The sequence below is a fragment of the Pseudoalteromonas sp. AWH4_217 genome, from assembly GCF_056161105.1.
Genome location: NZ_JBSWYM010000018.1, coordinates 89,711 through 115,915 on the forward strand (window position 1 = coordinate 89,711; position 26,205 = coordinate 115,915).

The 26,205-nt window shown below is 49.1% G+C and carries 19 protein-coding genes; 14 read left to right on the plus strand and 5 right to left on the minus strand.

Features of this window, described 5'->3' with window-relative positions; all coding sequences use genetic code 11:
- The first annotated feature begins 20 nt into the window (after positions 1–20).
- From ACXAH1_RS19850 to ACXAH1_RS19860, 3 genes are read left to right on the plus strand one after another with little or no spacing between them, the layout of a single operon-like run.
- Entirely contained in the window at positions 21–839 is an 819-nt protein-coding gene (locus tag ACXAH1_RS19850; RefSeq protein WP_253049219.1) for an MBL fold metallo-hydrolase, read from the plus strand.
- Positions 836–3,061, plus strand: a complete 2,226-nt coding sequence (locus tag ACXAH1_RS19855) for a CHASE2 domain-containing protein (RefSeq protein WP_475198981.1) — start codon at positions 836–838, stop codon at positions 3,059–3,061. The genes ACXAH1_RS19850 and ACXAH1_RS19855 overlap by 4 nt, the downstream gene beginning before the upstream one ends.
- A 10-nt stretch (positions 3,062–3,071) precedes the next feature.
- The gene (locus ACXAH1_RS19860; protein WP_475198982.1) at positions 3,072–4,724 is read left to right on the plus strand and encodes an HD domain-containing phosphohydrolase; all 1,653 of its coding nucleotides are present in this window, start codon (positions 3,072–3,074) and stop codon (positions 4,722–4,724) included.
- Between the two features lie 970 nt (positions 4,725–5,694).
- Here ACXAH1_RS19860 and ACXAH1_RS19865 read toward each other — a convergent pair.
- The 3 genes from ACXAH1_RS19865 to ACXAH1_RS19875 all read right to left on the minus strand — a co-directional run bounded on the left by ACXAH1_RS19865 (position 5,695) and on the right by ACXAH1_RS19875 (position 10,536).
- Positions 5,695–7,890, minus strand: a complete 2,196-nt coding sequence (locus ACXAH1_RS19865; RefSeq protein ID WP_475198983.1) for a winged helix-turn-helix domain-containing protein — start codon at positions 7,888–7,890, stop codon at positions 5,695–5,697.
- 460 nt (positions 7,891–8,350) lie between these two features.
- Complete coding sequence (locus ACXAH1_RS19870; RefSeq protein WP_475198985.1) at positions 8,351–9,541, minus strand: hypothetical protein; 1,191 nt, start codon at positions 9,539–9,541, stop codon at positions 8,351–8,353.
- 95 nt (positions 9,542–9,636) lie between these two features.
- Complete coding sequence (locus ACXAH1_RS19875; RefSeq protein ID WP_475198986.1) at positions 9,637–10,536, minus strand: response regulator; 900 nt, start codon at positions 10,534–10,536, stop codon at positions 9,637–9,639.
- A 99-nt stretch (positions 10,537–10,635) separates the two neighbouring features.
- Here ACXAH1_RS19875 and ACXAH1_RS19880 point away from each other — a divergent pair, with 99 nt between their 5' ends.
- From ACXAH1_RS19880 to ACXAH1_RS19915, 8 genes are all read left to right on the plus strand, one after another.
- Positions 10,636–11,403 carry a chromosome partitioning protein ParA gene (locus ACXAH1_RS19880; protein ID WP_475198987.1) on the plus strand — a complete coding sequence of 256 codons (768 nt, stop codon included), beginning with the start codon at positions 10,636–10,638 and terminating at the stop codon, positions 11,401–11,403.
- Between the two features lie 88 nt (positions 11,404–11,491).
- Positions 11,492–15,397 carry a two-component regulator propeller domain-containing protein gene (locus ACXAH1_RS19885; protein WP_475198989.1) on the plus strand — a complete coding sequence of 1,302 codons (3,906 nt, stop codon included), beginning with the start codon at positions 11,492–11,494 and terminating at the stop codon, positions 15,395–15,397.
- A gap of 79 nt (positions 15,398–15,476) precedes the next feature.
- Positions 15,477–15,797 (plus strand): hypothetical protein, encoded by a 321-nt coding sequence (locus ACXAH1_RS19890; protein ID WP_054016132.1) that lies wholly within the window; start codon positions 15,477–15,479, stop codon positions 15,795–15,797.
- A gap of 363 nt (positions 15,798–16,160) precedes the next feature.
- Complete coding sequence (locus ACXAH1_RS19895; RefSeq protein ID WP_475198990.1) at positions 16,161–16,853, plus strand: AzlC family ABC transporter permease; 693 nt, start codon at positions 16,161–16,163, stop codon at positions 16,851–16,853.
- 10 nt (positions 16,854–16,863) lie between these two features.
- On the plus strand, positions 16,864–17,175 hold the full coding sequence (locus tag ACXAH1_RS19900) for an AzlD domain-containing protein (protein WP_054016134.1): 312 nt from the start codon (positions 16,864–16,866) through the stop codon (positions 17,173–17,175).
- Positions 17,176–17,228: 53 nt separating this feature from the next.
- Complete coding sequence (locus ACXAH1_RS19905) at positions 17,229–17,480, plus strand: 2Fe-2S iron-sulfur cluster-binding protein (RefSeq protein ID WP_475198991.1); 252 nt, start codon at positions 17,229–17,231, stop codon at positions 17,478–17,480.
- Positions 17,481–17,494: 14 nt separating this feature from the next.
- Entirely contained in the window at positions 17,495–17,803 is a 309-nt protein-coding gene (locus ACXAH1_RS19910; RefSeq protein WP_475198993.1) for a hypothetical protein, read from the plus strand.
- On the plus strand, positions 17,754–18,536 hold the full coding sequence (locus tag ACXAH1_RS19915) for a fatty acid desaturase (RefSeq protein WP_475198995.1): 783 nt from the start codon (positions 17,754–17,756) through the stop codon (positions 18,534–18,536). Before ACXAH1_RS19910 ends, ACXAH1_RS19915 begins: the two co-directional genes overlap by 50 nt.
- Before the next feature lie 184 nt (positions 18,537–18,720).
- On the opposite strand, the gene ACXAH1_RS19920 is transcribed toward ACXAH1_RS19915, so the two are convergent.
- Positions 18,721–21,231: a M1 family aminopeptidase gene (locus ACXAH1_RS19920; protein ID WP_475198999.1), complete on the minus strand. Its 2,511-nt coding sequence runs from the start codon at positions 21,229–21,231 to the stop codon at positions 18,721–18,723.
- Between the two features lie 265 nt (positions 21,232–21,496).
- Between ACXAH1_RS19920 and ACXAH1_RS19925 the strand changes: the two genes are divergently transcribed.
- Complete coding sequence (locus ACXAH1_RS19925) at positions 21,497–23,497, plus strand: S8 family serine peptidase (protein ID WP_475199000.1); 2,001 nt, start codon at positions 21,497–21,499, stop codon at positions 23,495–23,497.
- Between the two features lie 43 nt (positions 23,498–23,540).
- Here ACXAH1_RS19925 and ACXAH1_RS19930 read toward each other — a convergent pair whose 3' ends face one another.
- The gene (locus ACXAH1_RS19930) at positions 23,541–23,909 is read right to left on the minus strand and encodes a winged helix-turn-helix transcriptional regulator (RefSeq protein WP_475199002.1); all 369 of its coding nucleotides are present in this window, start codon (positions 23,907–23,909) and stop codon (positions 23,541–23,543) included.
- Positions 23,910–24,061: 152 nt separating this feature from the next.
- On the opposite strand from ACXAH1_RS19930, the gene ACXAH1_RS19935 reads away from it, so the two are divergent.
- Both ACXAH1_RS19935 and ACXAH1_RS19940 read left to right on the plus strand, forming a co-directional pair.
- Positions 24,062–24,841: a hypothetical protein gene (locus tag ACXAH1_RS19935; protein ID WP_475199005.1), complete on the plus strand. Its 780-nt coding sequence runs from the start codon at positions 24,062–24,064 to the stop codon at positions 24,839–24,841.
- A gap of 310 nt (positions 24,842–25,151) precedes the next feature.
- Positions 25,152–26,159: an MBL fold metallo-hydrolase gene (locus tag ACXAH1_RS19940; RefSeq protein WP_475199007.1), complete on the plus strand. Its 1,008-nt coding sequence runs from the start codon at positions 25,152–25,154 to the stop codon at positions 26,157–26,159.
- The last annotated feature ends 46 nt before the right edge of the window (positions 26,160–26,205 follow it).

Consider the following 26,205-nt stretch of genomic DNA (forward strand, 5'->3'; position numbering starts at 1 on the left):
CCATCACCAAAGGGTTAGGTATGAAAATAAAGTTTTACGGTGTGCGGGGGTCAACCCCCACACCCGGTCCAACCACCGTGCACTATGGCGGCAATACGGTATGTGTAACCCTTGAGAGTGACGAAGGAAAGCGCTTGATTCTGGATGCGGGGACTGGACTTAGAATACTAGGCCAGGAACTGATGCATACCCGTCAGCCCTTCTATATATTACTGAGTCACAATCATTGGGATCATATTCAGGGCTTTCCCTTTTTCATTCCCGCCTACATCGCCAAACGCCAGATAACCATAGTGCCGGGCGTAACAGAAGAACACGCCCCTGATGCCATCCTAAAACAAATGCTGGGCAGCTATTTTCCTGTGCCACATACGACCTTAGCTGCAGATATTCGAGTGGAGCCGCAAACCCAGGATCAGTGGCAGTACGAAGACTTTGACATTCAACGCTGCGCCATGAACCACCCGGGTGGTGGCAGCGCTTATCGCATAAGTGCAGATGGTATAGACATTGTCTATGCCACAGACAATGAGCTTAACCCACCAGGTTTGCCTGTTACCTCGTTTCAGCAATGGGTGGACTTTGTCAAAGGGGCAGATTATCTGATCCATGATGGCCAGTTTATTCCGGATGATTATCCATTAAAACATGGCTGGGGACATTCACTTATTAAAGACGCTTTGCTGCTGGCAGATCAAGGAGCTGTGAAGCATCTGGTGCTGATAAGCCATGATCCGGATCGCAGCGATGCAGAACTTGACCAGATAGCCGCTGATATCAAAAGCCAAAACTGGTCATTTGCGACTATTTTGGCCAGAGAAGGGCTGACACTCCCATGAACCTCCCGCAACTATGGCGCAAATACTATCAACAGTGGGTGTGCGGTTGCTTCTTGGTTGTTCTGTTTATGGCTTTACAGCTGTTAACCCTGTCCCCCGCCTCTCCCTACGGCGATGCATTTAAACGACTCGAAGGCTTGGGCTATGACCTGCGCCTTAAATCAACACTTTCATTGCAATCACGCTCTTTTCTGCCCATTGTGATTGTCGATATCGATGAGCCCAGTCTGAAGCAAGTAGGCCGCTTTCCCTGGAGTCGCCATGTTATGGCACGTTTACAGTCTCAACTGGCAGATGCCGGCGTGGCGGTTATCGCCTACGATATCTTGTTTTCAGAGCCAGAACTCAACCCCGCACAGCAAGTGCTCAGTCACCTCACTGACACTTTACCGGCCGTGTCTCAGACACTACAAACGCTGGCACCCACCATAGATGCCGATAGCGCATTCTCTGCCCGCTTGCAGGATACAGATACCGTGCTGGGTCTGTTATTTGAGCATCAGCCGGATATCCGGGTCGGGACCTTGCCGGAAACGATTTTTTTCAGCACAGTGCCAGCCTCTTCATTACCAGTTCCGGCCTTTGCCGGACACGTTGCCAACGTGCCTGAACTGCAGCAGCAAAGCCCGGGAAGCGGCTTTATCAACAGTGCCCCGGACAGCGACGGCTTTATTCGCAATTCCATGTTACTGGCTAAACACCAGGGTCAGCTTTATCCGGCGCTGGCGCTGGAAGCGGCCCGACTCTACACCATGGCCGAACAAGTAGAAGTGGTCACCAAACCGTTTGGTGAGGGGCACAGTGTAGAGGGGATCCGCCTCGGAACCCAGCTGATCCCAACGGATGATTACGGCCGGGTTAATGTTCCCTACAGGGGCCCCGCTTTTAGCTTTCCCTATGTTTCTGCTGGCGACGTATTGAGCGGCAATATCGATACTCAGCTGTTTGATCAGGCGATTGTTTTTGTTGGTACATCGGCGGTTGGTCATGCCGACTTGCGAACCACGCCTGTCGGCGTCCAGTACCCGGGTGTGGAAGTGCACGCCAATGTACTCGAGGGACTGGTATTCCCCGAATTGCTACCCAGCCGACCAAACTGGATGGATGGGGCGGTTATAATGCTATTGCTGATCTCAGGGTTACTCTGTGTGATTATTTTGCCTCGGCTTGAAGTCCTGGGGATCGCGGTATTTACACTGTGTCTGAGTGGGTTATTTATCACATTCAGTGTCTATTTGTGGGTCAAATTACGGCTGGATTTGCCACAGGTTGCGGTGCTATCCATGTTGATCAGCCAGGCTATGATCCTGGGCAGCCTTGGCTTTGTTCGCGAGCATAAAGAGCGACTGCAAATAAAGTCGATTTTCGACCAATATGTACCGCCGGCCCATATCCAGGCAATGCTGGACAACCCGGATAGTGTATCCATGGAGGGTGAAAAACGTGATATTACAGTGTTGTTTGCAGATATTCGCTCTTTTACCACTATCTCTGAGTCATTGGATGCAGGACGACTCAAGTCCTACCTCAACCAATATTTCTCACCCATTACACGCATTATTTTTGAACACCAGGGCACCATAGACAAATACGTTGGGGACATGGTGATGGCGTTCTGGAACGCTCCCTTACCCGTTGAGCAACATCCGGAGCTGGCAGTACGGTGTGCCATGGCCATGCAGGATCAGGTGGATGCACTGCAAGAACCAATGCGCCAACAATCATTACCGCCTTTTAAAATTGGTATTGGGCTCAATACCGGAGACATGAACGTGGGCGACATGGGCTCAGAGTATCGCCGCGCTTATACCGTGCTGGGTGATGCCGTGAATCTGGGCTCACGTCTTGAAGGCCTGACAAAATACTATGGGGTCGGGATATTGATTAATGAAACCACACAGGCACAGTGCCCCGGGCTCGTTTGTCGCCCTATCGACAAGGTGAAAGTAAAAGGTAAAAACCAGGCCGTCACTGTGTATGAGCCCATATGTAGCAGTGATGCACTGACCCCGGCGCTGCGCAATGAATTAGAGTCACATCAACAAGCCTGGACGCTTTATTTATCACAACAATGGCAGCAGGCACTGGCAGCTTTTACTAAACTTAAAGAGCTGTCACCAGAGCGAAAAATCTATGCGCTAATGTACGAGCGCATCCTGACATTGCAGGCGCAACCGCCCGGTGAAGAGTGGGATGGCAGCTACACCCATACATCGAAATAGCAGGTAAGTTATGGAACAGCATATTCGAAACATTGCAAATAAGTTTGAGCAGGCAGGCTCACAGGTGGCGTTACAACACTTGCTTAAGCTGGCCATTGAACTGGCGTCAGAACACGACACCAACAGGCTACTTGAAAACATCCTGCTATCCGCCATGGAATTAAACGCCACAGACGGTGGCACGATATACTCAGTGTCTGAAGATATGCAGCTGCACTTTGCCACGCTCATCAATGGGCCCTTGGATCTTCATATGGGCGGCACATCAAATCAACCTATCCCGTTTGCACCAATCCCCATTTATCTCGAGAATGGTCAATGCAATGAAAGTGCTTTGGTAGCACTGGCAGCAGCAAAACGAGAGGTGATCCGGATTGATGATGTCTATCAATGCAGTGAGTACGACTTATCCGCGGCGCGAGCCATGGATGCAAAAACGGGTTACCACACACAGTCGGTGCTCACGATCCCATTACTCAATCACGAAAATGAACTCAATGGTGTGCTGCAGCTGATCAACCCGCATAGCAAAGGAGAAATTGTGCCTTTCTCAGCCCAGCAGACAGATATGATCTGCTCGATCGGTGCACTCGCAGCCGTTGCATTAACTAACCGGCAGCTGATTGATGGCATGGAAATGCTGTTTCAGGCCTTTACCCGCTTGATTGCAAAAGCCATTGATGAAAAGTCTCCCTATACCGGCGGGCATTGTCGACGAGTTCCGGAACTTACCATGATGATTGCAGAAGCTGTTCATGACGCAAAGTCGGGCCCAATGGCTGATTTTTCGATGACTGAAGCCGATCGAGCTGAGCTGTCATTGGCTGGGTGGCTGCATGACTGTGGCAAAATCGCCATCCCAGAATATGTTATGGATAAAGCCACAAAGCTAGAATCCGTTAATGATCGTATTGCACTCATTGATGCCAGGATAGAAATCGCAAAGCGTGATCTCGAACTGGATTACACCAAGCGTATTTTACGCTTTGAACGAGATGGTGATAAGGCACAGGTGTGTCACCTGAGCGCGGAACTGGACGAAAAACTGGCGCAATTGGAGCAAGATCGTCAATTTTTGCGCCACGCCAATATCGGCGGAGAGTTTATGCGCGAAGAGGATCAACAGCGTGTGAAACAAATTTCTGAGCAAACCACAGTCAGGATTGGCACCGACATACACCCCTTACTCAGCGAAAATGAGGTGTATAACCTCAGTATTGCACGCGGCACTTTGACTACAGAAGAAAGACAGATCATTAATCGTCATATGGACATCACGCTGGAAATGTTAGAAGCACTGCCCTTTCCTAAGCACTTGCGTCGTGTTCCGGAATTTGCCGGGGGTCATCATGAAAAAATGGATGGCACAGGCTACCCAAGGGGACTGACCCGTGAGCAAATGTCCGTTCCAGCTCGTATCATGGCGATTGCAGATATTTTTGAAGCGCTGACGGCAGCAGATCGCCCCTACAAAGATGCTAAAAAACTCAGTGAATGCTTGTTTATCATGGGGAAAATGAAGCTCGGAGATCATATAGACCCCGATTTATTCGATGTGTTTGTCAACTCTAAGGTGTATTTAAAGTACGCACAGCAATTCTTAAAGCCAGAACAAATCGATGAAGTGGTGCACGAAAAGATCCCTGGATATGAGAAAAAATAGGGCCGAAAAATAACTGCCAATAATGGTGTGCATTGACAATGTAGCTGTGACGACTTGTTATCTCTGCGGCCCTATATCTAGGGGTAACATATTTGTTGTTATTATTATTTAGTACGGAATACGATCATCCTGTTACAGCACGGGTATCCTGTGAATGGCATTGATGAATCTAACCAGCGATGCAGCAGCAGTAGGACCACTGCATCGCTGGAACTCAGTCCTTGATAATCATCGACCTTTCCTTGTGAACGTCTGGGACACATAACTGCGGGTGGCAGGTGCTCACCCTATGCTTCCAACACTATTCCTGTTGCTCTCCTTGTGTTGGTCCAGACCTGTTTATTATTATTGTTATTATGCCACCTGCTTGTTGCAAAATAAGCAACTAACGTACCCGAATCAACAACGAAATAATTCCGCAGTACATTCTGAGCTAACACCAGACATTCCTTTCTCGCTCCTTCGGGGCCTGGTACCTACTCCTTCCTTTCCTTGCAAGCAGTATTGTCCGTCAATCACTTACCTCCCTTGGTTGTGCTGGCAAACTGCGCCAGATTACAGACTAAGTTACAACCATTCATCAATCCTTGTCCGGTTGTTGTTAACTCGGTTAAAACTATAAAAATTTATCTCAAGTTTCGAAACAACTGTTACATCTCTTTTTTATAACCAATTAAATAAGCTTTTTATTCAATAGGTTAAGAAGTGAATCTTTTTAATCTTTTTTACCGTTACCATCGGAGTAGATCGGCACCTCACACACAGGGGTATAGCATGTCTTGACGGGACCCACGCCGTTATTAGACAAGGCAACAGGAGAGGCGAACGTAATGGCTAAAGTAAACACTATAAGGCTAAAATTTATGACTTTTTTCACACTGATGGTCCTTCTATTATTTTATTAGTAGGGCTTGAAAGATGAAAAATAGACAAGCGTGTCACCCACCCCGGTCCTTTTTCAGGTATTATCTTAGTGGTTTGTTGAGGTTGTAGCAATAGAAGTGTTGTTAATCTGAACAGATAAGCCAAGCGCCTTGTTGCCCTTAGGATCGGCAGATATTGTTGGAAATAGGGTAAACAGGCGGTGCTCAGACTGGCTGTATTCAGCAGTTCGCCAGTTAAGCTTATGAAGGTAGGTTTTTCTGGAGTCGAAGGTTGTCCACACGACATTGTCACCACGAACATACCAGCGACAGATATATCTGAAATCAATCTTGTGCTGCAATGGCTTGCCCGGACTTGTCAAATCTGAGAAGTAATAGAGCTCCTCTTTAACCGGGAGTGCAGCAATAAAGCCAGACCCGGCAGGGCGTATCGAGCGATAACCGGGCAACAATAGGCGGCTGATCTTCGACTGAATGTTATAACTCTGAGTTTCCCATTCACCAACAACATTGACGCCGTAATAGATATCTTTGCCATCGGCACTGAATGCAGCATCACTGCTCGTTTCCATTGAAGACGTAATATAGTCAATGCGCTGCTGGTCAAATGAATAATATGCCAATTGGGGACCTTCCTTAAACAGGATGCCGCCACCTTGGTATGACACATCAAACAACCAGAGCTCTTCCGACGTCGTGTGATAAGGCGTCATTTCCTGTGTTTCCAGTGTCAGACGCCCCAGCGTATAGACACCATCATGTAGCGTAACGGCCCATTTGTGTTGTTCAGACCGCTCATCATATGCCATTGCTATCACCTGAGGGGCGGCGTCTATGATCTGCTCAATTTTTGGTTCAGAAGCCAGCCCGTGCTCAATATAGAGTCGGTTGGCGCGACTTTGTTCTTTTTGCGCTACAACAATATCAATACCATTGTGAGTATCGAAGCTACGCAGCAACATATCGCTGTCATCGATCAACAAAAATTGACTACCTGTGCCTATATCCACCTGATGTAATCCGCCGGTACCTATACCCAGCACCAGTAAGGTAGTCATGTCCTTCCACTCAACACTCCTAAGCCTGTGCTTTTCGCTATATACCAGGGTTTCTTCCTTAGTTTCCAGATCAAATACCATAATATGGTGCCGACCCTTACCCTCTCTCACCAACGCCAGTTTCTTTTTGTCCGGAGATATACTCACATCATGCAAAACCTCACTGGCATCACTAGAGGCCAGTATTCGCGTATGCTCAAGAGTACGTAGATCCAGCGCATAGAGCGCCACCTCAGTATCCCCTTTAAGCATCATAGGCAACAATACTTCAGATGAGTGCCTCCCTACAGAAGGCCCGGTTACGGAGGTAATGCCATCGATCAGCGTAATTTTCCCATATTCTGGCTCGGCCAGCGTCATAGGCAATAACTCAACTGACATCTGTCCGTCCACTATCTCGGAGTAGATCAGAACCTTATCATTTTGAGCAAACAGAACAGAAATTGCATTGGTGGCGTTATGGGTTAACTGTCGTATTTTGCTCGTATGCCTGTCTAAAAGGTACACTTGCCGGTCTTCCTCAGCCGAAGAGCGGCCGGTAAAAGCCACATAGCGGCCATCCCTCGAGACGGAAACCTCAAGCTTTTCACCACTGAACGCTGTAAGCTGATTTAACTCCGATACCTCAATCACCTGGCTGGCTTTGATATACTCTACTACCGTGTCATACTTGACCCAACCAATCACCATAGCCATGAATATAACAAGCAAAATCAATACATTAAATCGTTTACTGTATTGATTGGGATCAGCTTCTGGCCGAGTAGGTTTCACCTTTTCGGGCGTTAAGTTGGGGTTAGGAGAATAACTTGAAGTGACAGCAGGTTGTTCGTTTGGGGGGGGAGCAAGGTCCTGCTCATCCGCAGTCGCTGCCTTTGTCTCATACGTATCTGTGGGAGCCACCTCACAGATCAGTTTGTAACCGCGCTTGGAAACCGACTTTACATAACGCGCGTTGGCAATATCCGTATCACCCAGTATCAGCCTGAGCTTTTTAACAGCACTGCGAACTGCAGTGTCAGATACCACACGATCAGACCACACTTCCTGATGGAGTTCTTCAATACTGACATACCTGTCTCTATTTTCGTACAGATATAACAGCAAAGTCATCACCTTGGGCTCAATGGCAACCTCGTCGGCATCGCAATACAAAACCTGATCGTCCAAGTCCAGAACGAACGAGCCAAGTTTAGTCAGTTTAATATCCGTTAACGAAGACATGTCACCCAATTAAAATGGTCAAATTTCATGAAATTGATAGACGACGAGACAACTAATCGGTGCAAGGACAACGTAACAGTTGCCAGTAAGCCAGCATCAGTGCAGCATTATTCAATAATAAGAGTATATTACAGTTTCAAATCGTCACAATTGACAAGATTAGCAGGGAAGAGAAACCAAGTTCAACTAAAACCTGCCAAACACATTTCAGTGAACGTTAAAACTTGTTGAAAGTGTGTCTAATTATTTCAAAATATACAATTCTATAGGAAAAAACCAACTTACACGCATAAATAATTCAACGTTCAACATTCTTTTCCCCTGTTTGTATTAACCTCTAATCAGTCAATTTCCCAACCCCAAGCTTCTCAGGAAAGTCAGTTAAAAGGCAATACGGTGAGGTAAACCCAACTGCGCAATAAATATCACTATATACTCTGTGCGAAACACAGTGTGATGATCAACCACAAATATTCGCATAAATATATATTGCATCACTGCGGGCAAAGCTCAGTGCAACCTTGCCAGATGAGATAAACGCAGCAGAGGTGGGAGCCTGTCCATTCTGTACATCAATCTGAGATAGAAACTGCCATTGATCACCCTTTACCCGGGAAAAGGTATAAACCTGACTGGAGGACTCCGACAAAGCCAGCATACATTGCCCTGTGGGATCAAAATCCAGACGAGAAATGGCAGCCAGTGACAGGCCTTCAGGCCCTCTTAGTTCAACAGAGTGTTTATAATGACCCTGTGGATCAGGGCTATAAACCAATACCCCGTGTTTTTGTGCCACCAGCAACTCCTCGCTCTGTGGCACAAACGCCACGAACATAGGCGCTGTCAGCGCCACTTGATGGGCTAACGGCAATGTTTGTTGCAACACCAGCGACTGTGTATCAGAGCCATCAAAGATAGCCACCTGATTAGCCTGCATACCCGCAACCGCCACTTTGCGACCACTGCCGGAAAGCGCGACAGAAACGGCTCCGCCCAGTGCGCCCACCTGCTCAGCCCGAACGGTGTGACTGATCCGTAACAGCCCCTGTGAACTCAGCCGCACTAAAGCCTGCGACACATTAGCAGCAACGTAACTGATCCCATCGGTACCACCTGCAATCGCATATGGACCCAACAGAGCCAGCCGGTCTTCAGCGGCTGTGATTGGCTCGCCCTGTCTGAATACCCGTTTCGCATCTATCCGATCGGATAAATAAGAAAGCAAAACCAGTTTATCATCATGCTGCAGGCGGAACTGCGCGACGGCACCGCTGTAGAAGCTGACCACCTGAATGTCCCGATTCATACCGGTAAACGTCATATCCGACGCCCCCACCAACATTCCCTCAGCCTCGCTGCCTGAGATTATGTCCAGCATAGTCAGTGATCCGTCATCAGCCACACGATACGCAGCCAGAGCATCATCATCCGCACTGACCGCATATAGCACTTTTCGGGACTCATCGAATAGCAGGCGTCGTACATTATCCAGCCCGTCGATGCCATTTTGGTTGTCTACATAGCGATGTACCAAAGCAGTACCGGGCGAGCGCTCTTTGACTGCGGCGCACCCGGCTAACGCACAGCTCAAACCAGCGAACATAAAGAAGTGGTGCAGCCAGAGCCTTACTGCGACAGAGTTAAATATCATCGTCCCTCCTGCGGACAATTGGTTATTCCGTTACTTTGCGATAGCACCATTGAAGACCTGCCCACATACATGATTGCGAATCGAATCACCCGGCATTAAACCCCGACAATCAGCATTTTTCCCTGAGCCATACCCTCGCGCTCACAGCTCAAGTCCAGGCGACTATCGAGTGGGTACTGATACAAACGCTCCAGCTTGGGGTGACGCTGGTACAAAAATGTGCAACTTCGGACAAACAGGCTCATTTTGCTCTGTTTATCCAAAAATGCATAGGCCGTTTTAGACAATGCCTCTTTACAGGCCGTCATGATTTCCGGATTTACCTGATTTAAATGAATGGCATTGTGTGCCTCTGCTTCGGGGATCACTTGCAAACTACTGGCTAATACACAGGCTGCGTACACATCCAGCACCCCAATTACCCTGGGTTTCTGGCTGCCACGCTCTGCATACACCACCATCACACAGGGGACTTTGCTTTCATCCAACTGTTGCGCCTTGATGGGTTTTAAAATCAAAGAGTCGCTGATATTTTTCTGCATCAGGCGCTCCAGCATATCGGTTTTTGGTAATGCCAGCTCTTCTCGAAGTGGCACTGCCTCATCCTCAGCAATCACTTCATTGGCCTCTAGTTCCAGCACCAGTGGCATAATCGCACTACGCAGCGCGTCGTCACTAAAGGGTTTGGACAGAAAAAACGCACAGCCCAAAGAGTTCGCGTATTCTATCTGTGCTGTGTCATCAACGGTAGAAATCATCGCTACCGGCAGCTCTGGGTGACTAACGCGCAGAGTTTCAAGCAACTCGATGCCTGTTTTGTCCGGCATATGCCAGTCAGTCAGGATGATCTGCGGTTGCCAGCTATCAATCTGTTCCAGTGCATCATCCACACGACTGGCACAGCGCAAAAACAGCTTTCGGTATTCAAACTGTTGTAGAGCACGCCGGATGATTTCACAGGTCGCATGGCTATCGTCAACGATCAGAACTTTCACTCTTTACCCTAACGCAATTATTCTTGTTAAGTATAGGCAGAATTTTCAACGAAAACTAAACTTATCTTATTGATAAACAAAAGCGGCGTATCACAGCTTATGGTTCCTCTCGAAGTTTACCAATACGTAGCGCTGAATGTCGGGCTGCTGATCCTGGCAGCCTGGTTCTATATTTTATTATTGATTTTAAGAGAGTTTCGTCAGTTTGCCGGGACTTTTTTAAACCACAAACAAGCCGCACCAGACAACGACGAACTGCTTGCACAGTGCCGCGAATCGGTGACCCGGGCCAGTCAGTTTACACAGCAGCACAGTAAAACCATTGCGGAACTTTTGCAGGTACAAATGACACTCGAAAATCAGCTCTCCCAGATCCGAGCATCAACTGCGGATCACATCACCAAAGAAGAACAGGGCTCAATCAATGAACTGAATAAAAAGCTCATCCGCTCTCATAAGTTAATTAAGCGGCTGAAAGGCGAGCTGGATAGCAGCGGTAAAAAACTGCGCCATGTCAGCTCAAAACTGGAGCACCAATTCCAGTCTGCCGACACACTGCGCCAGGCAAATACGCAGTTACAGGAAGAGCTGGAACAGCTAAAACAAAACAAAGCCGGCTCCTCCGCTAACGTTATGAGCGACCAGCAAACCCAAACTTTGCTTAATCAGTACAAACGGCAAATCGAGGAACAAAATCAACTGATAGATCAACTCTCTGTAGAACATGAGGGTGACGGCAGCAGCGCAGAAGTCGTGGCCCTCAAAGCGGAGCTGGAACAGACCCGACAAAAACTAGCCCACCTGAGCAAAGAGAAAAACTTTGTTGAGAGCCGCTACCTTGAAGCCATCAAGCAAAATAAGCCGTAATAAACCCGGCGCATACCGGGTCGGGTTATCTATACTGGATAGGCATATACCGGTATTACCTCAGCGCACTCAATCTGGGGGAGCACAAGTGATTAGATTACCTGGCCTGCAGCGCGTAGCGGCTTTATTTTTAGTGTTATGTACTTATCTGATGCCTGCTCATAGCTATGCAGCGGTTGCAGTAACTGAGATAAACGCACATCAGAGGCAACAACCACCGACTGGCGGCGCGTTTTTCGATCTCGGCGAATTGATTTTTCAGACCATAGGCGACAACGAGCAAATTCCTCAGGGGGTAGTCACCGCACTGGCGCAGGACCGGGACGGGTTTATCTGGATCGGCACCCAGTTTGGGCTACTGCGCTTTGATGGTTATCGCTTTGTGTCATTTCTGCATAACCCGAAGGATGATACCAGCCTGTCCGGCAGCTTTATCAGGTCACTATGGGTGGCAGCGGATGGCCGTATCTGGATAGGCACTTTTGCTGACGGAATATCCGTCTACAACCCTGCAACAGCGCGCTTTAAACGTTTTGAACATAACCCCTCTGATAACAACAGCCTATACAATAATACAGTACGTGCGTTAACCGGGGATAACCTGGGTAACATTTACGCCGCAACGGATAGCGGCCTGAATCACATCGAGACCACAACAGGTCGGGTCTCACGGCTCAAAATTACCGGCTGCGACCAGCCACTTGTACAACCACGCCTGCGCTCACTGTTACTCAGGGGTGCAAACACACTGTGGGTGGGCAGTAAAACGGGCCTCTGCCGCGTCACCTTACCAAACGGACACGCCTCCGGGGAGGCCGATTGGCAACAACCACTGAGTGGTGAAACCCTGGCAGCATTTAATCAGCAAAATGTGTTTCGCCTGTTTCAGGACGCCAATCACGCTATCTGGGTTGGTACCACAGATCATGGGGCTGCTTTTTTCATGCCGGGTTCTGATCAGGTGACCCGTATCCACCATCGCCCTGGCGATCCAACCAGCCTCAGCCATCACTGGGTGAATGGCATTATACAGCCAGATCCCGATCATATCTGGCTCAGCACCTCCGGAGGCGGGATCACTGTGGTAAATGCCAACAGCGGTGCGGTGATCCGACATATTCGCCATGATCCGCTTAACCCCTATAGTATCAACCTCGACTCTATGGGTGCCCTGCTTGTTGATGCCTCCGGGTTGATCTGGGCGGGCACCTGGGGCAACGGGCTGAATCGCCACAACCCGCACAACGGTGCGTTCAGAACGTTTGTCCGGCGATTGTCCTACCCCCACTCGCTCAGTCATGAAGATGTTCGCAGCATCACGGAGCTGGACAATGGCCAGATCTGGGTTGGTAATGCGCAAACAGGGATCGACATCATAGATCCCAGCATAGGTGTGATAGCCGGTCACCGGCCTGATCCTGGCGATCCAGGCAAGCTCGCCGACGGCTATGTCCGGGTGATCCGGCAAACCTTTGATGGCAGCATCTGGACCGGCTCGGCCAATACCGGATTGCACCACTTCAATCCTCAGAGTCAGCAGTTCACACGTTACAGCAAAGCCGATGGTCTGCCCGGTTATCAGGTTGTGATGTTACAGGAAACCGCCAATGGACAGCTATGGGTTGGCACCGATGAAGGGTTAGCGCTGATGGACATTCAAACCCGTCAGCTACAGCCACTGAACGCCTTTAAAAATCATACCCTGCTATCAGGCAAGCCCGTCCTGACCATGGCCTATATGACACCGGACCTTCTGTGGGTCGGCACCCGCATTGGTTTATTTGTGCTTGATCTGACGGGGAAAACCGTGACCGAGATCAGTACTCAGGCACTGACCACTGACACACTGTCAGACAATTACATCAAAAGCTTACTGATTGATAACCAGGGCCGCCTGCTGGTCGCCACCCCGCATGGGCTCGACAGGCTGGTTCATTTCGATGGCCATCACGCACAGTTCGAGTCACTTGATCAACTGGCGGGCAGACCCACTGGTACCGCGGGGAACCTGATGGAAGATGCGCAGGGACGGATCTGGAATGGCTATGGCTGGCTGGACCCGTCAGCGCAAAGCTTTGAAGATCTCGGCGTTGCTGATGACTGGGACACGGGGACCATGTGGACGGGTTCCTATACTAAACTACGTGATGGCACCCTGGTGTTTGGTGGCACAAAAGGGATCCTGTTGCTGCGCCCTGAACGCTGGACGCATTGGACCTATCACCCGCCACTGGTGATAAGCGAACTAGCTGTCAATAATCAGCCCGTCACAGTACCCAAACAACTGGTGCTGCCTCCGAGCACCCGCAGCTTTTCGGTCGAATTTGCCGCACTGGACTTTACTGCCCCACACAGCAATCGTTACGCCTATCAGCTGGCCGGTTATGACGAGCAGTGGATCCCGGTCGATGCCAGTAAACGCCATATTACCTACACCCGATTGCCGCCCGGTCATTATCAACTCAAGATCAAAGGCAGCAATCGCAAGGGACAATGGAGCCAGCACCAGTTAAACCTGGCAGTGATCCAGTTACCGGCCTGGTATGAGACCTGGTGGTTTCGCCTGGGGCTAGTACTGCTGGTCACCACTTTGTTATATCTGGCGTATTTATGGCGAATTAAAGAACTCAAACAGCAACAAGTCGCGCTCGACAACCTCGTGCAATCGCGCACCGCCAATATCTCGATGCTGGGCACCATAGGCAAAGACATCACCTCCACGTTAGATCTGTCATCGGTCCTGGAGCGTGTCTACAAGCACGTCAATGAGTTAATGGGCGCAGATGTCTTTGTGGTTGGGATATTGGATACCGAAAAGCAGCGTATCTCCTGTCGACTGGCGATTGAAAAAGGGCAAAAACTCCCGGAGTTTGAGTATGCTTTGTCCGACACTCAGCGCCCTGCCGTCTGGTGTGTCACCCACCAAAAAGAGCTCAGGGTCAATCAAATCAGCGAGCTGACGCACTATGTCGGCCACATTGCACCGCCGGTCAGCGGTGCCGAAAGTGAGTCGCTGGTCTATCTGCCATTGATTATTGATACCCGGATAATAGGCTGCTTAACAGTGCAAAGTTTTCAGCCGCATGCCTTCAGCGACAACGACGTACAGATGTTACGCACCATAGCCAACTACACAGCCATCGCACTGGCCAACGCCGACTCCGTTGCCCAGCTGGAAAGCACCTTTAAGCAACTACAAACCGCCCATGAAGATCTCAAAGTAACTCAACAACAGTTAGTCCAGCAGGAGAAAATGGCGGGACTCGGCCGGCTGGTCTCTGGCGTTGCTCATGAGATTAACACGCCGCTGGGCATTGGCATTACCGCAGGTTCTTATGCCAGCAAGGCGCTCTCGGAATGCGAGCAAAAGCTGGCCACCGGTAAACTGACCAAAGACAACCTTGAGCAGTTTATGGCTTTGCTGAAAGAAAGTCTGCAACTGCTTGAGTCCAACTTGAATCGTGCGGCTCAGTTAGTAAAGAACTTCAAACAGGTGGCAGTCGACCAGTCCATTGAAGAACTAAGTACCATTAACCTGCCAGACTACCTGAACGACGTACTCACCAGTTTGCACCCTAAGTGGAAGCATACTCAGGTCTCAGTGCAAACCGACTTTCCCGGTGAAGCCAGGATGTCGACCTACCCGGGCGCGATTGCTCAGATCCTGACAAATCTGGTGGATAATGCCATTAAACATGGCTTTGATGAGGGCAGCCAACCCGGTACGGTCACGATTTCGCTCAGTACCAGTGACGAACATATCACCTGGAGTGTGTCTGATGATGGCGCAGGCATGAGTGAAGACACCCTCAGCAAAGTCTTCGAGCCTTTTTATACCACCCGGCGCAGCAACGGTGGCACTGGACTTGGGATGCACATAGTCTTTAATATAATCACTCAAAAGCTCAAAGGCACCATAGAGTGCCACAGTGAGGCAGGTCAAGGATGTCGCTACACCATAGTGCTCCCACACACCCTTGAAAGAGCCGAATGACACCGTTTAAACCAGCTTGACCACAAAAACGGCACGTTAAAAAGTAACAACCTACTTATCCGGATAAAAGGACTCAACAATGAATACCAAATTGATATTAGCACTTTCGCTGTTACTGCCACTTGCACCATCGGCAATGGCAGCAAAGGGAGTAGGCATGATTGAACGTATCTACCCCACCGAGACAAGAGTTAACTTTCGACTGAAAGGAGATGAATGCAAGAGAGACGCAAACAATGGTAACACCTACTGGTACTACGAACTGTCTGATGGTGCCGCTGACATTAATACTGCCATGCTGCTGTCAGCTGCTGCAACCGGGACAATAATCAAGATTGGCTATTCTTCCTGCGAGCCAGACAAAAGTCAGAAGATCCATTATTTGTATCAAGACTATTAACCTTACCGGGCCTGGCATCATTACAGCTTGTTTGGCCCTCCTTTAAGCAGTTCAGACTCCGAACAAACGCCCCAAAAAACTACTTGTAAGTATCTATTTAAATTAAATTTTTCTTACAAAACACAAAACCACTCACACTTCAAAAAACACAATAATAAAAATATTGCAACATTAAGAATATTTTATTTCATTTCTGGGTAATTATTGTTTCACTTTGGTTCTATTCAGGGTACATTCTCCCGCAAAAAAACAGCAAAGATCATCAACCTCAGCGAAATAAAGCCGTTCAGTCATGATCGTGGTCCGCTTAGGTTGTTACATTCATAAACAAGTTAGGTAGACACCATGAGCACGGAGCGAACGATGAGTACACAGCCAGCCAGATCACTCAGGCTGGCCGCATTTTTTGATATTCTACCCCTGTCTATTGCCGTGATCCCCTGGGGCATTTTATGTGGCTCACTGGCAATACAAGTGGGGCTGAGTCCTTTACAATCCCAATTAATGTCACTGCTGGTGTTTGCCGGTGCGGCACAACTTTCCTCTCTGACCATAGTCGGTGCCAGCGGTGGGGTCGCCACTATTTTGGGCAGTACAGCAGTGATCAGTTCGCGCCACCTGCTGTATTCCGCCACCTTTCGTAACAGCGCCATTGCGCTACCACTGCATCATAAGATGCTTATGGCCTTTTTACTCACCGATGAAATGTTTGCGGTCACGGAAAACAAACGCAAAGAGCTGGGGCGCTTTCCACTGGATTACGCGCTGATTTCAGGGGCCACTTTCTATGTTATCTGGAATTTGTCTACGCTGGCGGGCATTGTGGCCGGCACCAGTATTCCCAACCTCGAAAGTCTGGGACTGGAATTTGCCATTGCCGCAACCTTTATCGCCATGATAGTTCCCAACATCAAATCATCCACGGTGTTAGTCGCAGTCCTGGTATCGACGTTTTGCGCGGTGCTATTTCACAAACTCGAAGTACCCAATGACCTGCTGCTCTCAGCACTGATCGGTATGGTTGTGGGATATAGCCTGGACAAAGAAGCACTGTAGGAGCGCAACAATGAGTTATGACCTGATCCTGTTAATGGCTTTAATCACCTTTTTCATGCGTTACGCCTTTTTTATGGAAAAGCTGCCCATCAAGCTCGACCTGCGAGTGCAACGCTTTTTGAGTTTTACAGCGCCCTGCATTTTAACCGCTATGGCAGCACCCATTGTATTTGGCGAGGTAGCCTTGTCGAGCGAGGACATCACCAACCCCTTTTTACTGGCCGGTATTATCGCTGTCGTGTTAAGCCTGCTGGTAAAAAATACCTTATTCGTTGTACTGGCCAGTATGGGGGTGTTCTTTTCTCTAAAAACCATGCTCTGACAACAACTTATTGAAGCAACTTTAAAACACAGCATTAAGCTAAAGGAGATAGTATGTTTTTTAAAAGAAGCAAAAAGTTCAGCATAAAAGTGAACAACTCACAGGTGCAAGGAAAGGAAAGTAAGACCATCCTGGATACCACCTTGCGCTCCAATGAAATCAATTTCAAATACAGCTGCGGCTCGGGCGAATGTGGCCAGTGTCGCTATCACCTGGTATCAGGTGAAGTTGAAAGCAATCCCAATGCCGGTGGCTATCTGGCATGCCAAAGCTACCCAAAATCAGACATTGAAATTATTCAGTAGAGTGAACTAAGACAATGAAACTAAATAAAGAGCAGAGTGCGTTAATCAGAGAATCATACAACCGTACTCTTATCCCAAAAGCGGTCGCCACCTGGCTTACCGGCAAACCATGTGCCGGGCAGAAACCACTATTTAAACTACACTGGACACTGTACGTTGCGTTTGTGCTGGCTGTTTTCTTTCTTTCCTATATCGGTGGCTTTTACAATCAGGTTGCCGATCAGAGCATTGGCATCATGGTGCTTGGCTGGTCTGGTGTTATCTACCCGCAGAATGGCGGCGGTTATTCTCCACCAGAGCATTCACGAGAGACTCAGTGGTAACGGCCTGTTTGATAAGTTATTAGGCGACTTTGTGACGCTGCTCATGCTGACTCAGGATTATGAAACCTATAAGGTCGACCACAGTAAGATCCATCATGGTCCGCAGACCTTTGCGACAAAGTATGACCCTATCGTGCAGTTTTTCTCAGTATTTGGTATAGATTTAGGTGCGAAAAAGCAGAACCTGTATCTGAATTTCTTTATCAGTATTTTCTCGCCAATTTTCCACCTGTCGTTATTTATTACTCGCCTGGGCTACAATATCAGCGCTGAGCGCAGCATCCGAAGCCTGCTGTCTATCGCCTACATTGCCGCCTTGCTGGCCGTACCTTATTATCTGACCGGTGGCTTTAGCGCCCTGTTCTTCGCCTTTATCGTGCCTGTGGTGTTCTTATATCAGATCAGTGCTTTCATAGAGATTTGCAGCGAGCACGCCTGGTTTGAAAATAACATTAAGAGCACTGAAGACCTGCTGGAAGACCCTTACTTCTACAGCGATATTTCGTGGGGACGCTTTTGTGGTTCAAAATATCCGGAAAAAGGCTTCATCAGCAAACTGAAATGGTATTTTGCGCAGCTGTTTTACCATCTGCCTGTGCGCCTGTTCATTCTGGTGGGTGACTTACCTCAGCACGATTACCATCACCGCAAGCCACTGTGTTTTGACTGGGTAAATGCGCGATATAATCGCGAAAAAGCGCTGTATAACCTCGCTGAGGGTGAGCCTGAATAAATAGATATCTGGGGGATCCATAACGCCATTGAGCACGTGTTCGGAGTTGTGTCAGAAAAAGACCCTAATTACATTTCCGACTTCAATAGCTATTCAAAAGAAGCTCGGGGATCTTAACCTCTGGCTATCCGGAACCAGTGCAGCGGCTCTCTTCACCACGGCACTGGTTCCGTTTTAAACCATCTCACATTGCGGCAATATCATCCCGGGCTTTACGGGTATCGCGATGACAACTGCGGATATGTGCTCCAACTATCGTCAGTTTCTTTTCCAACCCGGGTACTGTCAGCCAGTCGGCAAAAGTGCGCTTGAGCAGGGCATGGTCTTGTTCTGAGCACCCCGTGATAAAGTTATACGGGAACCACTGTAGCTGGTCATCGGGGATCCGCGCCTGGATCTGTGCCTTGTGCTGTTGCATATACCGGGCAGCAACTGGCCTCAGTGCACTCTGAAATGCCGGAAACTGAAAGCGATAATCGATCACAAAACTACGTGTGGCCTCACTGAGCAAAAAGTCATAAAACAGTGATACTTGCTGTGCATTGGCTACATATCCCAGCGAATCCAGCAGATCTTCCTGAACCAGTCGACTATCCGTTTTGAACAGCTTTAATAAGGCCTGATATTCGTCGTTGGTGCTATTTCTGGCCAGTACCCGCAGCACACTGGCGCGATGCCGGAGCTGAGCAAGCGGTTTGCTGGCGACATATTCACGGGCAAATCGGATCGCCTCGGGTGCGGCAAGATACATCCCATAGAGTTCAAGCCAGCTGCCACCTGTCCTTAGCGTGATCAGCTTCTGCCACGGACGCTGTACAGGCAAACGCTGCGCCAGAAAACCCGCAAACTGAGGCTGCAAATGCGCGGGGATCTGTGCCACAAACGCATCTTTGAGTATATCCAGCGCTTTACCGGCCTCCAGACTGTCGGCCGGCTGAGTGCGCAACAGCTCGGTCAGCCCCTGAATATATCGGGTATAGCCCAGCTGACCCATTTTGGTCAGCGCTTCCTGGTTGTCCATATCAGCGAGTCTGTCAGCCATTGTGCGCCGCTCTATGGGAAAACGGGGGTTGGCGGAGCGGTCGATATAACGAAAGTATCCCACGCCTGCCGGGTCGATCAGCACGGCATCTTGGACGCCCACCTGTGGCAATAGCTGCGACGCTTCAAACAAGATAAGTCGCTGGGTCCTGACTTTATGGCCATCCCAGATCTTAAGCTGCAAGGGGATCGCCCAGCGTCTGTCTGCATCGTCATGAAAGCTTTGCTGTGACAGTACTAACTTGTCATTTTGTTTGCTTAGCGTGATCAGCGGATAGCCCGGCTGAGTCAGAAAAGAGTTGACTATCTCATCCACTCGCAGCGCTTTGGGAAACAACCCGGTAAAATCGGCCGTCGTCGCATGACCGCCCTGATGCGCATCGATATACTGGCGCATCACCTGTTTAAGCATGGCGTCACCTACATGCGCTTCCAGCATGTGCAGCAGCGCCCGGCCTTTGGTGTAATACAGCCCACCGATGCCTTCATTATCTGCCCGGTCCCTGATAATTCGTTTCAGAGCCGGGGCACTGTGATTATCACCGTCAAATGCGCTGATCTGAGGTGTATAGGTACAGGTATCGTTGTCCGGGTAATAATGCGTCACCACTTTCGCAGCAAAGAACTCACTAAACGATTCATTCAACCAGTAATCGTCGTACCATTGCATCGTGACATTATGGCCAAACCAGGTATGTGCCACTTCATGGGCAATCAACTTACGAAAACGACATAACGCCTCTGAGCTGGCATCTGTGCCGGGCAGCTGATTGGTATTCAGCGCGATCAGGCTGACATTTTCCATCCCTGCCAGCGTGCCTACTGGCGCGATAAAAAAATCGAGCCTGTCATAGGGAAACGGTGCATCCAGGTGCTCAGACAGGTAATTGATTGATTGGCGGATCAGGGTACCCAGCTCAGCCGGCACGCTCTGACGTACATTTTTTGGCATATACGCCGTGGCCGGCACGCCCGCCCCTCCAAGCTCAGTGGCATTAAACTCGCCAACCGCCAGTGCCAGCACATCGGTGTTGATCTTCGGCGTTGGCGCAAACCGGATCAGCTGCCTGCTGCCCTGTTGCTGCATTTCAATCGGGCGCGTATTGTGCAATGCCTGCAACCCGGCCGGGATATCTACAGTCAGGGTGAACTCAGTTTTGATACCCGGATCATCTACAGCCGGAAACACTCTGCGTGCTTCCATCTCCTGAAACTGGGTAAACAAAGTGGGTGGACCATCGCCCCCACCGACTTCATATAATCCCTGTACACTGTCCTGCTCCCCAACCAAGCCAGTGAAGCGTATGGTCAGCTCAGCGCTTTCTTCGAGCTTAAACGGTAAATCATGGCGCACAATATCAAACTCATCCGCGGCGATCACAGGCAGTAAAACCTGCTTGTCCTGATACGTCAGCTCAACCTGCTCAAGCGTTAGCCCAAGGGAATGATAAGCAATATAATCAATAGGTTGAGAAATTTTATACGTTAATTTTGTTTCTCCGCTAAAGGTGCGCTCGCCCGGTGTAATGGTGAGTGTTATCTGCTGTTGAGGGACTGAAAGTGCCTTTGCGATACGATAGTCCGCAGCCAGTACAGAATGCGCAAACAGCACCATCAATAGCACAAGAGATGCCACGCCTGATTTATAAGTCATTGTTATTATTTGATCCTTCCATTGTGATGTATTGATACTACGCCAAACCATATCGTCATAAAAGCACCTGAGCATGAGCATGTACCCGAATTGTTCATCATTTTTACGTATTTGTGTCATTTACATTAACAATGGGTTGCAAATGAAAACACCAAGGGGTAATTTGATCCTTATTGGGGTACAAAATAAACAACAAGCAGGAAACCATTGCAACGGATGCAGCAAAAATAACAAGTAGCAACAACAAGAATCAGTAGGAAGTAACATGACCAAGACATTCAGACTCACCTCGTTAGCCCTTGCCTTATCGGCCCTGTCGTCAACCGCCGTCACCGCACAGGAAACCAAGCAGTACATTCTTAAACAAAGTGATTTAGCCATTTTTGCACCGCAAACAAGCCGCTTTGCCCGCGCAGCTATTGCGCATGACTTTGCCGCTGAGCCTGCAGCAGAAGTACTGTCAAACGATGACAATGGCACAGTAGTCACCATGGAGCTGACTGCTGAGCAGGTTGCGAAACTGAAAGCATCTGGCCAGTATGCCTACATTGAAGAAGATTATGAGTATGTACCTTTCTCTTCCACCAGCGGCTCGGAAGTATCACCATATGGCCTTGCTGAAGTTCAGGCACCGCTCCTGCAAGACACCAACGCAGATCTGTTTAAGGTCTGTGTGATTGACTCTGGCTATGATCTGGGTCACCCGGACCTGCCGCAAAACGCCACCGGCTTTACCGATCTGCCAGGCGGTCTGACCTGGTATCAGGATGGCTCCGGCCATGGTACGCACGTTGCTGGTACCATAGTGGCACTGAAAAATGGCCAGGGTGTGGTTGGTGTGTTGCCCAATGACAAAATTGGCGTACACAACGTGCGCGTATTCGACAATGACGGCAAGCAAGGTTTAACTTCACGTATTGCTCGTGCCGTCGATAACTGTGTTGAAAATGGCGCTAAAGTCATCAATATGAGCTTAGGTGGTGGCAGCCCCAGCCAATATTTTCAGGAGCGTTTGCAGGCAGCCTACGACAAAGGCGTATTACTGGTTGCAGCAGCCGGTAACGGCGGCGACGCGACCCTCAGCTACCCTGCCAGCTATGATACCGTGGTATCGGTGGCCAACATTGATGAAAACCGCGTTAAAAACAGCTCATCTCAGTACAATGCACAGGTCGAGATTGCCGCACCTGGCACCAACATTTTATCAACAGTACCGCGTGGCACCGGGGTTGCAGCAGGCGTCACCGCGAATGGGGTGTTTGTTAAAGGTGGCGGTATGACCAACTCGGTAGAAGGTAAGGTCAGTGCCGAACTCGTCGACTGTGGCCAGGGTCTGAGCGCCTGTGCGGCCACGCAAAGTGTGTGTTTAATTGAACGTGGTGGTGCATCCTTCAAAGACAAGGCGGCAAACTGCCAGGCCGGTGGTGGTGTGGCAGCCATAGTCTATAACAATGCCCCGGGTTCCTTTGGCGGTACGCTGGGTGACGGGGTACACGGTGTGACTATTCCGGTGATTTCTCTGTCTCAGGAAGACGGCACAGCCCTTCTGGCATCTGTGGGCAGCACGGTCGAAGTGCAGCTAGAAGCCATACTGGATTACGATGAAAAGTCGGGTACGTCTATGGCCAGCCCGCACGTAGCCGGTGTTGCCGCGCTGGTCTGGAGCCAGCACCCCAGCTGTAGCAATGTCGATATCCGGAATGCCCTGAATGCCACCGCCATCGACTTAGGCTCAGCAGGTCGCGACCATGAATACGGCCATGGCTTAGTGCAGGCCAAAGCTGCATCTGATTATATTGCAGTCAATGGCTGTAGTGGCGCGCAGGACAATCAGCTTCCTGTTGCCAGCTTTACCGCCAGCTGTACCGACCTTGCATGTGGATTTAACGCCAGTGCCAGCCGCGATCCGGATGGACAGGTTGTTGCTTATGACTGGAATATTGACGGCTTCGCAACCACAGGTGTAAACGTGAACCACGCTTTTGCTAACGCCGGCAGCTACCAGGTATCACTGACGGTAACAGACGATGCAGGTGCTACACACACAGTGACTCAGTCGGTTTCCGTTACGGATGGCAATAATAATAGCGGCTGTACGGGCCTGGAAACCTGGTCTGCCAGCAAGATTTACCGCTCAGGTAATGAAGTTGCCTACAATGGTCGTAAATACCACAGCAACTGGTGGCACCGTGGCAAAAACCCGGCACAAAACTCCAATGTGGGTAATGCCTGGAAAGTCTGGACAGATCTGGGGGCCTGTAACTAAGCACCCCATGATTTACTATTGAGAGCAAGCAGTCAGGCGGTACTTAGGTATCGCCTTTTTTATGAGCCAAATCTTGTTGCCGCTGGCCCCATTCGCACAGCATATCCAGAATTGGCCTAAGCTCATCTGACAACCCTGTACTGGTGTATTCCACCCTGGGCGGCACCTCGGCATACACCTCACGAGAGACCAATCCGTCGGCCTCCAGCTCTCTCAACTGTTGGGTCAGCATCTTTTGTGTGATCTTTGGAATGCGCTTTTTCAGCTCACCAAAACGCAGTGTATTATCGCGCAGGTGAAACAGAATGATCACCTTCCACTTGCCGCCGATCACATTCATGACCGACGTCATCGGACAGCCACCTAAATTAATTTCATTTTCTTCTGTACGTAACGCGTTGTTTTCCGCCATTGGTTACACCGGCCCTGCTATACTCTTGATTAGTGCTTATTATGCTGACTATATCCGAACATTATAGTTTACTAAAGATACTATGGGTATTATTTATACTATTAATCCTGTTGCTGAGTACACCCAAGCAGACTAGAGAAGGTCAATACAGCATGAGTAATGATATCTGGGATAGAAGCAAGACAGACAAAGCGAACGCAGCCTTGTTTGGTAATTTCGTTTGGATGACCATCAACAGCTCGGATCTTAAAGGCATTCTCCAGTTTATGTGCGAAAACATTGAAGTAGAGGACGTACACAAAACGGATGCTAAATTTGATACATTTGCGGTGTACAACGCACATCGCCTTATACTCGCCAAACTAGACCAACATATTTATCTGGGTGGTTTTGGGTTACCAAGCTTTCACGAGTCCGCCCGCCCGGATAATTTGCCTTATTACGTTGCGCACTGCGAAAAACAGGCCGTAAAAAATAATATGAACCTTCTGGGCGCGCTGGCAAATGCACTTAGTTCACAGTTTGGCGAGACACACTACTATGCAATGACCAACCAGAATCAGTTTTACTTTTGGCTAAAGTCGATAAGAGGAAAACTGGACAGGTTATATGCTTTTGAGCTCAACAACAGTGACGAATATCTTTCTCCAGGTCAGACACTTGAGAACACCGTTGTTTCTTTCGGCTCACCGACAGAAATTGAGCTGGCACTGTCAAAAGAATATTTCATTGAAGGGCTCAGCGAGCCCTGCGCAGAAACACAACTCCCCGAGATAAATTTATATGATGTACTGCGGAGGATCCCTGAAAACTGGGACGTGCACCCTTACAAAATACTTCCTCAGTTTCAGGATGCTTACCTGATTGAGTTATCTGTTCCCGCATTTTCCGGATATAGAAAGTTCATTGGCATTGACTCACTCTGCTCATAAGATCTGTATACCTGAGCAGACCTGGTGCAGAAGGCGTTATACAGTTACTAAAAAAGAGTGTTTGATAAACTTCATCGGACAGCCACCTAAATTAATGTCATTTTCTTCTGTACGTAACGCGTTGTTTTTTGACATTGGTTACCTTGGCCATACTAGCTTACAAATTGGTGCTTACTTGATATGAGTATATCTGAACTCTATAGTTTCAAAAAGATACCAAGGGCCATTTTGATACTTTTATTAGTTTTAAAGGCACATATTATGCTGGCTGGCCCTGAGAAACGTAACACGACTGGATCAGGAAACCCCCATGAACACACCAAAATATGCTTTATTCGGCACACTGGCGATGCTTTCAACCTTCACAACTCAGGCTGGTGAATTTATTTACAAGCCCGCCTCTGCCACTGAGATAGCAGTACACCATCAGAAAGTGGCAGGCAGCCACCGCGAGCGTTTTGTGAAACCTTATGAAGTGCAACGCCTGAGTCAGAACGTCTACTGGATATCGGTTGCCAACTACAACGTCACCGCAGTGGTTGGTCAGCGCAGTGTATTGCTGATCGACGCCCCGCATGGCACAGGCAAACAACTGCTGGCAGCCATCAAGTCTTTCACCAACAAACCGCTGTATGGCATCGTCTATTCTCATGCCCATGCTGATCACGTGGGCGACTCACGGCTTATCCAAAAAGCACTGGCCGATACTCCCATTGAGATTTACGCCACCGCAGAGGTGCGCGATGCACTGCACTCGCACAACGTCACGGCGCCCGCGCCGATCACTCAGGTCATTGGTGATACATTTGACTTCGAGGGGCACACATTTAAAACATTTAGCAACTTTAATGGCCATACTCAGGACAACACCGCGTTATTGATTCAAGATCAGGGACGCACCATCATTCACGCCATCGATCTGGTCCATCCGGATCAGCTGGAGTTTCGCAGCTTTTCAAACGTTGAAGACGCCATTGCCTATAAAAACGACATAGATACACTGATGGCACTGGACTGGGACGTGATGGTCACCGGCCACAGTAACCTGGGCTACAAAGCCGATGTACAGTTTGTTCAGGACTATATTCGGGATGTGCAAACCTTTATTCGTGCAGGGCTGGCCAAAGCCCAGTTTGCCGAGCACTTTAAGGGCGAATCGCCATTTAGCTGGTACGCTGGCTACACCAATGAGATCATTGACTTTGCTCACGCCAAAATGGCTGAAAAATACCGTAAAGGCAGAGAAGAAGAGTTTGATATTGTGGCTAAATCGCACGTGCGCGTGATGTTTTGGGCGATGTTTGCCCGGGCGCTGTAATACAACCGGTGTGTCGGGGGCTCGTGCCCCCGCACACCTTGAAATA

Bases quoted from the DNA above. Each gene is read 5' to 3' on its own strand.
- ACXAH1_RS19850 (WP_253049219.1), top strand. From the start codon at position 21: ATGAAAATAAAGTTTTACGGTGTGCGGGGGTCAACCCCCACACCCGGT.
- ACXAH1_RS19855 (WP_475198981.1), top strand. From the start codon at position 836: ATGAACCTCCCGCAACTATGGCGCAAATACTATCAACAGTGGGTGTGC.
- ACXAH1_RS19860 (WP_475198982.1), top strand. From the start codon at position 3,072: ATGGAACAGCATATTCGAAACATTGCAAATAAGTTTGAGCAGGCAGGC.
- ACXAH1_RS19865 (WP_475198983.1), bottom strand. From the start codon at position 7,890: ATGTCTTCGTTAACGGATATTAAACTGACTAAACTTGGCTCGTTCGTT.
- ACXAH1_RS19870 (WP_475198985.1), bottom strand. From the start codon at position 9,541: ATGATATTTAACTCTGTCGCAGTAAGGCTCTGGCTGCACCACTTCTTT.
- ACXAH1_RS19880 (WP_475198987.1), top strand. From the start codon at position 10,636: ATGGTTCCTCTCGAAGTTTACCAATACGTAGCGCTGAATGTCGGGCTG.
- ACXAH1_RS19890 (WP_054016132.1), top strand. From the start codon at position 15,477: ATGAATACCAAATTGATATTAGCACTTTCGCTGTTACTGCCACTTGCA.
- ACXAH1_RS19895 (WP_475198990.1), top strand. From the start codon at position 16,161: ATGAGTACACAGCCAGCCAGATCACTCAGGCTGGCCGCATTTTTTGAT.
- ACXAH1_RS19900 (WP_054016134.1), top strand. From the start codon at position 16,864: ATGAGTTATGACCTGATCCTGTTAATGGCTTTAATCACCTTTTTCATG.
- ACXAH1_RS19905 (WP_475198991.1), top strand. From the start codon at position 17,229: ATGTTTTTTAAAAGAAGCAAAAAGTTCAGCATAAAAGTGAACAACTCA.
- ACXAH1_RS19910 (WP_475198993.1), top strand. From the start codon at position 17,495: ATGAAACTAAATAAAGAGCAGAGTGCGTTAATCAGAGAATCATACAAC.
- ACXAH1_RS19915 (WP_475198995.1), top strand. From the start codon at position 17,754: ATGGCGGCGGTTATTCTCCACCAGAGCATTCACGAGAGACTCAGTGGT.
- ACXAH1_RS19920 (WP_475198999.1), bottom strand. From the start codon at position 21,231: ATGACTTATAAATCAGGCGTGGCATCTCTTGTGCTATTGATGGTGCTG.
- ACXAH1_RS19925 (WP_475199000.1), top strand. From the start codon at position 21,497: ATGACCAAGACATTCAGACTCACCTCGTTAGCCCTTGCCTTATCGGCC.
- ACXAH1_RS19930 (WP_475199002.1), bottom strand. From the start codon at position 23,909: ATGGCGGAAAACAACGCGTTACGTACAGAAGAAAATGAAATTAATTTA.
- ACXAH1_RS19935 (WP_475199005.1), top strand. From the start codon at position 24,062: ATGAGTAATGATATCTGGGATAGAAGCAAGACAGACAAAGCGAACGCA.
- ACXAH1_RS19940 (WP_475199007.1), top strand. From the start codon at position 25,152: ATGAACACACCAAAATATGCTTTATTCGGCACACTGGCGATGCTTTCA.